Raw genomic sequence first — 12,312 nt, forward strand, 5'->3', positions numbered from 1 at the left:
AACTCCTTCTAAGACTCTTACAGAGAGCTATGCCATGTGCGCATCCTCCACGTCAAACGCCCCTGAAGCACCCAAAAAAGTCGGCCTGCGCGACATTGCACGCGGTGCGCTGCAAGCCCTACCGGATCTCATCACCCTCAACAAAGGTTTGTTTGGACTGGCCACGCTGAAGCCCGATAGCAAGCTCTCCATTGGATTAGTCCTTGAGCGCTGGGCTAAACAAACGCCGCACGCCATTGCCGTGCGCTGGCAAGATCAGCAATGGACTTATGCCGAGTTTAATAGCTGGGCCAATCGTCTTGCCGCCAGCTTTGCCGCACGCGGCGTGGGTTATGGCGACACCGTGGCTATCCTCGCGGAAAATAGCCCGATGCAACTGGCCTGTGTAGCCGCTGCCGTGAAACTGGGTGGCATTGCTGGCATGCTGAACTATAACCAACGTGGTGAAACGCTGAGCCACAGCATCGGGCTAGTGAAGCCAAAAGTGCTGGTACTTAGCGCTGAATGTCGTACGGCGCTGGAATCTACTCCGTGCTTACCCGGTAGCGGCATGACCTTCTTCTGGACCGGTGGTGATACTCATGCTCCAGCGCCCGAAGGCTATATCGATCTTGACCGAGACAGCGGCCGCCAACGCAGCATCAACCCGTCCAGCACGCGCCAAGTCATTGCCCGCCAGCCCTGCTATTACATCTTCACCTCCGGCACCACCGGCATGCCCAAGGCCTCGGTAATGACGCACTACCGCTGGCTAGCCTCTATGGCCGGTGTTGGCAACGCCACCATGCGCCTGAAGTCGGACGACATTTTCTACTGCTGCCTGCCGCTCTATCACAACAATGCACTAACCGTGGCTTGGGGCTGCGTGCTCTCGGCCGGGGCCACGCTGGCGATTGATCGCAAGTTTAGCGCCAGCCAGTTCTGGGATCGCATCCGCCATTACGACGCCACCGCCTTTACCTACATTGGCGAGCTGCTGCGCTACCTGCTCAATCGCGATCCCTGTCCTCGCGATCAGGATCATAGGGTTCGGTTAATCACCGGCAACGGCCTGCGTCCGGAAATCTGGCAGCAGTTCCAGAAGCGTTTCGGCATTGAGCGAATTTATGAGTTTTATGGCGCGAGCGAATCCAACATCGGCTTTATCAATGCCTTTGGTGTGTCTGAAACCGCTGGCTTTTCGCCCCTGCCATTTGCCATCGTGGAGTTTGATGCCGACAGTGACGAGCCGGTGAAAAATGCCAAGGGCCATCTCGTGAAAGTGAAGAAGGGCGGCGTGGGACTGCTCATCAGCGAAGTCAGCGAGCGCCGCCCCTTTGATGGTTACACCGACCCGGCCGCCGGCGAAAAGAAGCTACTGCGCAATGTCTTTAAGCAAGGCGACTGCTACTTCAATACGGGCGACTTGGTGCGCGATCAGGGCCTGCGTCATATCCAATTCGTTGATCGTGTCGGTGATACCTTCCGCTGGAAAGGTGAGAATGTGGCCAGCACCGAAGTCGAAGGTGCGCTAGCGCGCTTTGACAGCATCGAACACGGCGCGGTGTATGGCGTGAACGTGCCGGGTTGCGATGGGCGCGCCGGCATGGCGGCCATCACACTTAAAGCGGGCCACTCGCTGGATGGCTCAGCACTGGCCCAACATCTCACGGGCACCCTGCCCGCCTACGCCGTGCCGCTGTTCATTCGCGTGCAGGCCGCGCAGGAAACCACGGGCACCTTCAAATACCGAAAGGTCGAGCTCAAGCAGGAAGGCTTCGACCCAGAGCGCATCAGCGAACCTCTCTTCGTGCTTGTAGACCGCGCTCGCGGCTATGAGCCACTCACTCACGATGTCCATCAACACATTCAGAACAAGAGCATCAAGTTATGACGCCGCTATCCCCGCAAGACCAAATGTTCCTGCTCGTTGAGCGCCGCAATCAGCCCATGCATGTGGGTAGCCTCATGCTGCTGTCGCCGCCGCCGGATGCCGGACCAAACTACGCGCAGGAGCTAGCGGACTGGGCGCGCTCGTATACCAAAGCACAGCCGCCCTTTAACCAATTGCTGACGTACAAGCTCGGCCTGCCGTTCTGGATTGACGACGCCGAATTCGATCTTGAAGCCCATTTTCACCACATTTCGCTGCCGAAGCCGGGCCGCATCCGTGAGCTGCTGGCGATTGTCTCCAAGCTGCATAGCGGCGTTATGGATCGCGCCAAGCCGCTCTGGGAAATCTATATTATTGATGGCGTGGAGGATGGCCGCGTTGCCGTCTACAGTCGCATCCACCATGCGCTGGTCGATGGCGTGGCGGGTATGCGCATGTTGCAGCGCAGCATGTCGCCGGACCCGTCCGTTCGTGACACCGTGCCGTTCTGGGCCATCCCGCCGCGCAAGCGCGCACCGGCCGACGGTGTTGTGGCGCAGGTCGCGCAGCCGATCTCTAAGGCCGCAAAATTTGCCGGCATCCTGAAAGATCAGGCAGCCACCTGGCCCACCGTGGTTCGCGAAATCTACAAGTCCATTAAAGCGCGCAGCTCGGATGCCGACTATGTGTCGGTGTTTCAAGCCCCGCGCACCATTCTCAACCAGCCCATCAGCGCCTCGCGTCGTTTCGCTGCGCAATCGTGGCATTTGCCGCGCATCAAAGCCGCTGCCAAGCGCCACAACGCCACCCTCAACGACATCGTGCTGGCCATGTGTGCGGCCGCCGTGCGCAAATACTTGCTCGAACTCAACGCCCTGCCCGACAAGCCCCTGGTGGCCATGGTGCCGATGTCACTGCGTAAAGATGACTCCGAGGGCGGCAATCAGGTCGGTGCGGTACTGGCCAACTTGGCGACACATCTTGCCGATCCGCTTGAGCGCCTCGACGCCATCGCGCGCTCGGTGCAGAACAGCAAAGATCGTTTTGCCACCATGAATCAGCTGGAAATCATGAACTATGTCGCCACCGCCATGGCGGTCAGCGGCATCAATATGGCGACCGGCATCGCGCCGACCTGGCAGGCGTTCAACATCGTGGTGTCGAATGTGCCGGGCCCGCGTGAAACGCTGTACTGGAATGGTGCCAAGCTGGAGGGCATCTACCCGGTGTCCATCGCCATGGATGGGCAAGCCACCAACATCACCGTGGTCAGCTATGCCGAGAAGTTCGAGATCGGCATCATCGCCTGCCGTCGCACGCTGCCGCACATGCAGAAGCTGCTGCAGTATCTGGAGGACGGCCTCGTCGAGCTCGAGGCCTGATCCATCTACAGCTAGTCAGCCTCCAAAAAACCACCGGACTGACGCGCCCACAGCTGCGCGTACAGTCCGCCGGCCGCGACCAGCTCGGCATGCGTGCCGATTTCCACGATGCGGCCCTGATCCATCACCACCAGCCTGTCCATCGCGGCAATCGTGGACAGCCGGTGGGCGATGGCAATCACCGTCTTGCCAGCCATGAGTCGATACAGGTTCTCCTGAATCGCCGCCTCCACCTCTGAATCCAGCGCCGAAGTCGCCTCGTCGAGAATCAGGATGGGTGCGTCCTTGAGCATGACGCGGGCAATGGCAATGCGCTGGCGCTGACCGCCGGAGAGCTTGACGCCGCGCTCGCCGACATGGGCATCGAGGCCTTGTCTTTCCTTGGCATCGTGCAAACCGGCAATAAAGCCATCGGCCTGAGCGCGCCTAGCCGCCGCCAGCACCTCCTCGTCGGAAGCGTCGGGTTTGCCGTAGCGAATGTTGTCGCGTACCGAGCGATGCAGCAGCGAGGTATCCTGCGTGACCATGCCGATTTGCGCGCGCAGTGAGTCTTGCGTTACCTGAGCGATGTCTTGCCCGTCGATGCGAATCGCGCCCCCTTCCAGATCGTGGAAACGCAGCAGCAGATTGACCAGCGTCGATTTACCCGCGCCTGAACGCCCGACCAAACCGACCTTTTCACCGGGCCGGATATGCAGCGACAAATCCTCGAACACGCCGGAGGCCTTGCCATAGTGGAAGCGCAAGCGATCAAACACGATGTCGCCAGCCTGAATCATCAGCGCGGGCGCACCCGGCACATCCTCAACACGATGCGGCCGGGCAATCGAGCTGATGCCGTCCTGCACGGTGCCGATATTCTCAAACAGGGCCGACACTTCCCACATGATCCATTGCGACATGCCAGACAATCTCAGCACCAGTCCCAGCGCCACGGCAACGGCTCCCACGGCGATTTGCTTGTCTAACCACAGCGATAACGCCAGCCCGGCCACCGACAACAACAACACGGCATTGAGGCTATACAGCGTGACATTGAGCTGCGTCACCAGTCGCATCTGGCCATGCACACTGACCATGAATTCGCCCATGCCTTCACGGGCAAAAGACGCCTCTCGCTGGGCATGCGAAAACAGCTTCACGGTTTGGATATTGGTATAGCTGTCCACGATTCGGCCCGTCATTAGCGAGCGAGCGTCCGCTTGGCTTTGTGACACTTGGCTCAAACGCGGCACGAAGTAACGCAGCATGAGTAAGTACAGCATCAACCAGGCCAACAGCGGCAGGGCCAAACGCCAATCAGCGCTGGCGATTAAGACCACCGTGCCAATGAAATAGACCACGATGTAATTCAGCACATCAATGAGCTTGATCACGCACTCGCGCACCGCCAGCGCCGTCTGCATCAGCTTGGTGGCGATGCGACCGGCAAACTCGTCCTGATAGAACGCCATGGACTGGCGCAATAAATACCGGTGCACCATCCAGCGGATGCGCATGGGGTAATTGCCCATGAGGGTCTGATGATTGAGCAAAGAATGCATAAAGGTCATGACCGGCAGCGCCAGTACCACCGCCGCCATGCCTATTAGCGGCCAACGCTGCGTGGCCCAGAATGTCTCGCGCGACTGCTGCGACAACCAATTGACGATATCGCCCATAAACCCGAAGAGCCAAACTTCGGCCACAGCAATTAGCGCCATGAGAATGGCCGATGCCGTCAGCCAAGGCCAGGCACCCCGTGTGTAATGCAGACAGAACGCCACCAACGTGCGGGGCGGCTCTTGCGGCTCTTCCGGCGGAAAGGGGTCCAGACGACGTTCAAACCAAGCAAACATCAGCGCTACTCAAAACAGTTAGACGCGCCATCATAACGGAGGCGAACTGGTCGTCACTGCCACAAAATTGAATAATGCCAGTGACTTTACGCTACTGATAATCCCACCAGCCTAAACGAGCCCGTTGCTCCTCCGTCAGCACCTCCATCATGTCCTCTCGATCCAGTTCATCAATGAGTTTAAAAAGTCCTTTCATGAAACAGATGCAAAGGCAGAATTTGGCATCGATAATGCGCGTCAGCGGTAACATGGGGCACCTCACTTGGCCTTAGCCCGTCAATGTTTTGACGGATTTTCAGGGCACTCTGTAAGTGCTGTTGCATAGGCAATGCCAACTTCGTGAAAGCCACCCCAAAGAGGACTTTTTAGCATGTCGAACCCGGACTGGCGCTATCTGAGCGGATACCCAGAACCCTTGCTGGCGAAAGTCGCTGGCCTGATTGAAAGCCGTCAGCTGGGTGACTATCTGATCCGAAAATACCCGGAGCGCCACACCATCCAGTCCGACAAAGCGCTGCATGCCTATGTCACCGAGCTGAAGCAGACGCATCTGCGCAATGCCCCGGCGATTGACCGCACCTGCTACGACAGCAAGCTCGATGTCATTCAGAACGCGCTCGGCCTGCATACGCGGCAATCGCGCAACCATGGCGGCCGCCTGCGCAGCAGCCGCGAAATTCGCATCGCCTCGCTGTTCAAAGCCATGCCGCCGGAGTTTCTCAAGATGATCGTGGTGCACGAACTCGCGCATCTGAAAGAACTCGATCACAACAAGGCCTTCTACCAACTTTGTGAGCATATGGCACCCGGCTACGCCCAGCTCGAATTCGATTTGCGCCTGCACCTGACCTGGCAGGCTCTGCCGAGCTGAAGATCAAGCCGCTAATCGGAAACAAACACCTGCCACGCTAGCGATGTGCTATCAAAATGACCATTAGGTCAGCATGAGACGCGCCGCATGGAACCGAATCAGCAATCCCCGCAAGGCAGCCTGTTCGGACGCCTGAGCTACTTCACCGACATGCTCGCCTGGCCGCTGCGCACCTCGCATTATCTGGAGCTGGTGAATCCGCTGTGGACCACGCATGCGCTGCAGGCGCGTGTGGAAAAGGTCTGGGATGAAACCCGCGATGCCCGCACCCTGACCCTGCGCCCCGGCCTGAACTGGCGTGGCCATCGCGCTGGCCAGCATATCCGCGTCGGCATCCCGGTTGGCGGCATGCACTACACCCGCACCTACACCATCTCGTCGCCACCCGAGCGCGATGACGGCTGTATCACCATCACCGTCAAGGCACATCCAGGCGGCCGCATCTCCTCGCATCTGGTGCGCCAGATCAAAGTCGGCAGCTATCTGCCCATCGGCCTGCCGCAAGGCGACTTCACCCTGCCCGATGCCACCCCGGTACGGCCGCTGTTCATCAGTGCCGGCAGCGGCATCACACCGGTCATGAGCATGCTGCGCAGCCTGATCGCGCGCGACCGCCTGCCGCACAGCGTGCACATCCACTACGCGCCGCATGACTACGATGTGATCTTCGGCTAGGAGCTGACGGCGCTAGCCGAGAAACACCCGCACTACCGGCTCAAGCTCGTGTTCACGCAGGAGCTGGGCGGACAGCCCACCGGCAACAACCGCTTCACCGTCGAGCAGTTGCAGTCGCTGTGCCCGGACTGGCGTCAGCGCGAAGTCTATGCCTGCGGCCCGGCCTCGCTGCTTGCCGCCATCGAAGCCCATTGGGAAAGCGCAGGACTGTCACGGCATGTGCACCTTGAGCGCTTTCGAGCTGCATTCAGCGAAATCCCAGCGGATGCCACCGGCGGCAAGGTCAGCTTCGCCCGCAGCTGCCTCACGGTCGATGCCGACAGCGCCACCAACCTGCTGCGCGTCGCCGAAGACGCCGGCCTGAACCCGACCCACGGCTGTCGCATGGGCATCTGCCATACCTGCGATGCCACGCTGAAATCCGGCTGCGTGCGCGATCTTCGCAACGGCAATGTCATCAACGAAACCGGCCAGCTCATCCAGATCTGCGTCTGCGCCGCCGCCGGCGACTGCGAAATCGACCTCTGAGGGAGCGATGCCATGAAGACTCATACCCTGCCTGTTGCCCTCAACGACGCCGAGCTGGAAGAGTTCGGCCGCGAGATGGACGCCATCCGCGAAGACACGCTCGACGCCCTCGGCGACAAAGATCGCAAGTACATCCTGCGCGTCATCAAGCTGCACCGGAGCATGGACTTCGTGTCGCGCATGATCATCTTCGCCGGCCTGTTCTTTCACCCGCTCTGGCAGCACGCCTGGGCCGGCCAGACCACCATGCTCAGTTTGTTCGGCATCGGCACGCTCATGCTCGGCCTGGCCAAAATCCTGGAAAACATGGAGCTCGGCCACAATGTGCTGCACGCGCAATGGGACTGGATGAAAGACCCGAGTATCCACTCCAGCACCTGGGAATGGGACAACACCTGCCCCTCCGACACCTGGATGAAGTCGCACAACATCGTGCATCACACCTGGACCAATGTCGTCGGCAAGGATCTCGATGTCGGCTACGGCGTGCTGCGCGTCACACCGCTGCAAAAATGGAATCCGCTGTTTCTACCGCAGATGATCTATGTCTTTTTCATCATGATGCTGTTCGAGTGGGCCGTGGCCCTGCACGACGACCATGTTGACGAGTGGATGCGCGGCAAGCGCAGCTTCAGCCAGACCGCCTCGGTGTTCGCCAACATCGGCCGCAAGATGTGGCGCCAAGCGCGCAAGGACTATATCGCCTGGCCGCTGGTTGGCCTGCTGGTCGCCATCCCGATCCGCCTCAGTGGCTACATCCCTGTGCTCGGGCCGACACCAGACATCCTGCCCGAGGTCTTTCTCTATGTGTTGCTGGCCAATGTCGTGGCCAACCTGATCCGCAATGTCTGGGCCTTCACCATCATCTTCTGCGGACACTTCCCGGAAGGCACCTACAACTTCACCGAATCCCAGGTCGAAGATGAAACCCGTGCGCGCTGGTATATCCGGCAGCTGCTCAGCTCCTGCAACATCAAGGGCAGCCGCACCTTTGACCTGTTCGCCGGCAACCTCAGCTATCAGATCGAACACCACCTGTTCCCGGACCTGCCCAGCAGTCGCTACCCGGAAATCTCGCAGCGCGTGCAGGCGCTCTGCTCACGCTACGACCTGCCCTATAACAAAGGCTCGCTGACGCGCCAGTTCGGTACCACGTTGATCAAGCTCACCCGCATGTCGTTTCCTGGGGGGTCGACGGAGCAGAAGATTGCTAGGGCTTGAGAGATAGAGAACAAACTCTTCAGGCCAATTCTTTTAACACCGCTGCAGTTGGGAGTAGCTTTCAGCCAACTTAGGCCGCGACAGCCTCACTCTCCGCTGCCGACATCTGCACCAGCAGATCAGGCTGAACCACATTCAGCTCATGCTCAACGATGTACGGTTGCATGATGCGAGCAACTTCTTGGAAAGCCAGCATGACAACCGAATTGCCAAACTGCTTGTAGGCACGCGTGTCAGAAACCGGAATGCGGAAGCTGTCCGGGAAGCCCATGAGGCGCGCGCACTCTCGGGGCGTCAGCCGGCGCGGGTTCAAGTCATAGCCGCGATCCACGAGGATTTCCGAGCCATCCTTGTAATAGCGTGCAGACAATGTGCGCGACACCGAATCAGGGCCGACTAAGCCGTAACCGAAGCCATTACCCTTCGCTCGATGCTTGGCGGCATAACCCTGCAAGAAGCTCCACAGCTTGTCGCTGAGGATGTACTTGTCATTGACCCGACCTTCCTCGTGATTGAAAAAGCGACTGGCATCCCATTCCAGCATCGGTTCGGTGCCATCCATCTTATGCAGGATGTCCTTAATGCGCTGCGTACCTTTTGCTGGCAGCTGCAAGGCATCCCACGCAAACGGCACCGGCTCACGAAAACCCACCATCACAATGCGCTCACGATGCTGTGGCACAAAGTGCTGACCATCAATGACACGGAAATGTAGTTGATAGCCCAGCTCTTCGGTCAAGACGCGGCGAATGACATCAAAGGTTCGGCCCTTGTCGTGCGACTGGAGATTTTTCACATTCTCCAGCAGAAATGCGCGTGGGCGCTTTTCCTTGATGATGCGAGCGACATCAAAAAACAGCGTCCCTTGGGTTTCATCCGAAAAGCCGTGAGCACGCCCCAGCGAATTCTTTTTGGATACCCCGGCAATCGAAAACGGCTGGCAGGGAAATCCGGCCAACAGCACATCATGATCCGGGATATTTTTTTCGTGAATCTGCGTGATGTCGCCGTTCAGAGGATGCGCATTGCCCGGATAGTTGGCCTGATAGGTGCGCTGCGCATAAGTATCCCATTCGCTGGTGAAGACGCACTCGCCACCTATTGATTCGAAGGCCATCCTCAAGCCCCCGATGCCGGCAAAGAGATCGATGAACTTGAAATCACCGCCGGATTTCTGCTCACCCCACGGCAGCAGCAGTTGCTTCAGGCTCTCGACCAGATAAGGGCGTGGCTCTGTCTCACGCAACTCCCAACGCCGCACCGTACCAACATTAACTTCCAGCGCTTCGGCCAGTTCCTTGTGCTTGTAGTAGCAAAGCGCTTCCTTCAGATAGTGATGGACTAGATCGTTGCTCATATTGCGCTCCAACATATATTTCGCTGGGAAATTTTTCTGCATTCTGCGCGGTTAGTGTCACAAAAACAATCGTGAAATACAAAATAACTGGCCATAAAAACAGTATCTCAGCTTCAAAAACCAGACAAGCGGCAAAGATCAGGATGGGCACTTGACCTCGCGAGGCCGGCTCATATAAATCTGACCAATTGCCAAGGAAATCTCCATCGGCGCTAGATCATCTAGGAATCGTGGACATGCTTCAGGACTTACGTGCACTTCAGGTGCGCTTCGAGCAGCTAGGTGTACGCGAGATTCTGTGCAAGCAACTAGCCGAGAATGACAACAGCAAGCAACAGGTGTACTTGGGCGGAAATTTCGATGTTCTGCAAATGCTCCCGTTCGAGAACATTGAAAGCTGCTTAGGTGGCAAAAAACCCAACTACAAGGCACGCCTCCAATTTTATTGGCTTGACGCCAGCGGTCAGCCCCATCAGGCACCTCATACCCAGCTGATTCTGTATCCACAATATCCAGAGGTCAGGCTCTCTGGCTTTCTTCAAGGCTGTAAGTTCGCGCCAAACGAGCTAATGCGCCCCATTCCCGGAGAGAGTCGGCAATACAATAATGGCCCCGACGGACGGCTGCTATTTCTTGGAGTAGCGCTAGACAGAAAAATTCATGCTTTTCTGGCACCTGCTAGTAGCCTTATTACAGCGGAGTTTCTTGCCAATAACGAAAAAGGAAAGTTTCAGACACAGGGGGTCTTCAAGCTGATTCAGGCTTCGACTACTGACACACGGATATTGCTGCTCAAGTCACTACGGGATATTCACGTGGCAGGCTGGCATGCCTCTATCCGACTGAACTCGCAAGGACTTGCGATACCTTATCTAGCCAAAAACGGTGGTGGCTACACGCTGGAAGCCCTACTAGGGATTATCCCAAATGGACGCTCGGAACCTGATTTCATGGGCTGGGAAATAAAGGGACATAGTTCAGATCGAATAACCTTGATGACTCCTGAGCCAGATGCTGGATTCTACGGAGAGCATGGCGTTCAGGCATTTGTCAGGCGTTTTGGCCGTCCAACTGGAAATGACACGCTTTACTTTACCGGTCTGCACAAAGTGGGACAACGGAACGCAACGACTGGATTAACGCTGATGCTGGATGGCTATAACCCAGTCAAACGAGTTATCACTCATGTCAGTGGTGCAGTACATCTGCTGACGGATAACGGGGTACCTGCTGCAACATGGACATTCGAGAAGCTGCTAGCGAAATGGAATCGGAAGCATGCCCAAGCAGCTTATGTCAGCTATGAATCAAATGGTTCTAGTTCGCCAGAATTTCACTATAAAAGTCCTGTACATCTTGGGCAGGGAACAGACTTCATCCGCTACTTAGAAGCGTTGCATCATGGGGCGGTTGTCTACGATCCCGCCTCCAAAGTCACTGATGAAAGCACTAAGTCGCCAAAAACCAAGGCGCGAAGCCAGTTCCGAATTTCATTCAGCAAACTCGCCAGAATGTATAAAGACTTCAGCTCATATGACCTCTAAAGCCAAAAAAAGCCGCCCTGACTCACATCAGGGCGGCTAACCGTTCCCGCAAAATCTCAGCAGTCGCTCAATGAAGCGACTTGCCTTTCAGCAGATGATTCATCTCGCCATCGGCACCAAACAGCTTCTCGCGCCATTCGGTCACCAACGCCTTAGTGTCGTGGTCGTTCGGGTGGAAGTCCGGACGGAAGAAGTCGAGGAACTTCGGCAGCAGACGCGTCATGCGACCCTGACGACCGAACAGCGCACGCATACCCTTCACGTTGTCACGCACATTAAAGAGCTGACCATCGGCAGCGAGCAAACGACCTGTGGCATAGGTCATCACAGCACCCAGCACCGCCGTGGTGATGACCATGGTGCCGGCACGAACCACATAGCTACCACCGGTCTGCTCATAGACATCCCAGGCCACGGCCTTGTGCTCGGTCTCTTCCAGCGCATGCCACATCCACAGCGGGCGAATGTCTTCATGCGCGCTCATGTGGTGATCGACTTCAGCCAGCAGCTGCTCACCGAGCAAGGCGGTGAAATGCTCCAAGCAAATGGTCGCGGCCAAGTTGAGTCGCGGGTGAATCTTCGCCACCGTATCCAGCAGCAACTTGAGTTGCGCTTCAAGTTCGGCGGCAGGCAGCTGCTTATCGTTAATAAACTGATTGAGCACCTGGTGGCCCTGCGTGTGCAGCGCTTCCTGACCAATAAAGCCGGAAATACCCGCCTTCAAATTTTCATCCGTAATTTGGTCACGGTAATGACGCACCGCTTCCACAAAGAATTGCTCACCTTCCGGCAGCAACACCGAGAATGCCGACCAGAAATAGGTCAGGAACGGGCTGTCGGCATACCAGTAGCCCGCCTTGGACTGATCAAAGTTCATGGCAACGCGGCGTGGTGGAATACCCACCTTAGCACCCAGTGGCTGACGCGGAGCATCCGACAAAGGCATAGTCGTCGCGGCAGCAGTGGTAATAGCAGTGGTGTTCAGTGAAGTCATTTTGCCTCTCCAGATAAATACAAATAGGGCAAGACGAACTCTGCCTTTGA

The 12,312-nt window shown here is 57.3% G+C and carries 11 protein-coding genes; 7 read left to right on the forward strand and 4 right to left on the reverse strand.

The window, feature by feature from the left end:
• Nucleotides 1-34: 34 nt before the first annotated feature.
• Together A8710_RS09370 and A8710_RS09375 are read left to right on the forward strand one after the other, a co-directional pair.
• Nucleotides 35-1,873 carry a long-chain-acyl-CoA synthetase gene (locus A8710_RS09370; protein ID WP_068859969.1) on the forward strand — a complete coding sequence of 613 codons (1,839 nt, stop codon included), beginning with the start codon at nt 35-37 and terminating at the stop codon, nt 1,871-1,873.
• Nucleotides 1,870-3,234 (forward strand): WS/DGAT/MGAT family O-acyltransferase, encoded by a 1,365-nt coding sequence (locus tag A8710_RS09375; protein ID WP_068859971.1) that lies wholly within the window; start codon nt 1,870-1,872, stop codon nt 3,232-3,234. Before A8710_RS09370 ends, A8710_RS09375 begins: the two co-directional genes overlap by 4 nt.
• Nucleotides 3,235-3,245: 11 nt before the next feature.
• Here A8710_RS09375 and A8710_RS09380 read toward each other — a convergent pair whose 3' ends face one another.
• A complete protein-coding gene (locus A8710_RS09380; protein WP_068859974.1) occupies nt 3,246-5,072 on the reverse strand; it encodes an ABC transporter ATP-binding protein in 1,827 nt (608 codons plus the stop codon).
• Between the two features lie 91 nt (nt 5,073-5,163).
• Nucleotides 5,164-5,322: a hypothetical protein gene (locus A8710_RS12270; RefSeq protein ID WP_157686382.1), complete on the reverse strand. Its 159-nt coding sequence runs from the start codon at nt 5,320-5,322 to the stop codon at nt 5,164-5,166.
• 120 nt (nt 5,323-5,442) lie between these two features.
• Here A8710_RS12270 and A8710_RS09385 point away from each other — a divergent pair, with 120 nt between their 5' ends.
• From A8710_RS09385 to A8710_RS09395, 4 genes are all read left to right on the forward strand, one after another.
• Nucleotides 5,443-5,943 carry a YgjP-like metallopeptidase domain-containing protein gene (locus tag A8710_RS09385; RefSeq protein WP_068859976.1) on the forward strand — a complete coding sequence of 167 codons (501 nt, stop codon included), beginning with the start codon at nt 5,443-5,445 and terminating at the stop codon, nt 5,941-5,943.
• A gap of 87 nt (nt 5,944-6,030) precedes the next feature.
• Nucleotides 6,031-6,618: a ferredoxin reductase gene (locus A8710_RS12345; RefSeq protein ID WP_198341647.1), complete on the forward strand. Its 588-nt coding sequence runs from the start codon at nt 6,031-6,033 to the stop codon at nt 6,616-6,618.
• A 48-nt stretch (nt 6,619-6,666) separates the two neighbouring features.
• On the forward strand, nt 6,667-7,146 hold the full coding sequence (locus tag A8710_RS12350) for a flavin reductase family protein (protein WP_198341648.1): 480 nt from the start codon (nt 6,667-6,669) through the stop codon (nt 7,144-7,146).
• A 12-nt stretch (nt 7,147-7,158) separates the two neighbouring features.
• Nucleotides 7,159-8,367, forward strand: coding sequence for a fatty acid desaturase family protein (locus A8710_RS09395; RefSeq protein WP_068859978.1), 1,209 nt, complete (start codon nt 7,159-7,161; stop codon nt 8,365-8,367).
• 70 nt (nt 8,368-8,437) lie between these two features.
• On the opposite strand, the gene dcm is transcribed toward A8710_RS09395, so the two are convergent.
• A complete protein-coding gene (gene dcm, locus A8710_RS09400; protein WP_068859980.1) occupies nt 8,438-9,724 on the reverse strand; it encodes a DNA (cytosine-5-)-methyltransferase in 1,287 nt (428 codons plus the stop codon).
• Nucleotides 9,725-9,960: 236 nt separating this feature from the next.
• Between dcm and A8710_RS09405 the strand changes: the two genes are divergently transcribed.
• Complete coding sequence (locus A8710_RS09405) at nt 9,961-11,268, forward strand: MvaI/BcnI family restriction endonuclease (RefSeq protein ID WP_068859982.1); 1,308 nt, start codon at nt 9,961-9,963, stop codon at nt 11,266-11,268.
• 67 nt (nt 11,269-11,335) lie between these two features.
• On the opposite strand, the gene A8710_RS09410 is transcribed toward A8710_RS09405, so the two are convergent.
• Nucleotides 11,336-12,262, reverse strand: a complete 927-nt coding sequence (locus tag A8710_RS09410; protein WP_198341650.1) for a metal-dependent hydrolase — start codon at nt 12,260-12,262, stop codon at nt 11,336-11,338.
• Nucleotides 12,263-12,312 lie beyond the last annotated feature (50 nt).

Origin of the sequence: Perlucidibaca aquatica, from assembly GCF_001676655.1 — a bacterium.
GTDB classification, from domain to species: Bacteria; Pseudomonadota; Gammaproteobacteria; order Pseudomonadales; family Moraxellaceae; genus Perlucidibaca; species Perlucidibaca aquatica.

Bases quoted from the DNA above. Each gene is read 5' to 3' on its own strand.
- A8710_RS09380 (WP_068859974.1), bottom strand. From the start codon at position 5,072: ATGTTTGCTTGGTTTGAACGTCGTCTGGACCCCTTTCCGCCGGAAGAG.
- A8710_RS09405 (WP_068859982.1), top strand. From the start codon at position 9,961: ATGCTTCAGGACTTACGTGCACTTCAGGTGCGCTTCGAGCAGCTAGGT.
- A8710_RS09395 (WP_068859978.1), top strand. From the start codon at position 7,159: ATGAAGACTCATACCCTGCCTGTTGCCCTCAACGACGCCGAGCTGGAA.
- A8710_RS09375 (WP_068859971.1), top strand. From the start codon at position 1,870: ATGACGCCGCTATCCCCGCAAGACCAAATGTTCCTGCTCGTTGAGCGC.
- A8710_RS12270 (WP_157686382.1), bottom strand. From the start codon at position 5,322: ATGTTACCGCTGACGCGCATTATCGATGCCAAATTCTGCCTTTGCATC.
- A8710_RS09385 (WP_068859976.1), top strand. From the start codon at position 5,443: ATGTCGAACCCGGACTGGCGCTATCTGAGCGGATACCCAGAACCCTTG.
- A8710_RS09410 (WP_198341650.1), bottom strand. From the start codon at position 12,262: ATGACTTCACTGAACACCACTGCTATTACCACTGCTGCCGCGACGACT.
- A8710_RS09370 (WP_068859969.1), top strand. From the start codon at position 35: ATGTGCGCATCCTCCACGTCAAACGCCCCTGAAGCACCCAAAAAAGTC.
- A8710_RS12345 (WP_198341647.1), top strand. From the start codon at position 6,031: ATGGAACCGAATCAGCAATCCCCGCAAGGCAGCCTGTTCGGACGCCTG.
- dcm (WP_068859980.1), bottom strand. From the start codon at position 9,724: ATGAGCAACGATCTAGTCCATCACTATCTGAAGGAAGCGCTTTGCTAC.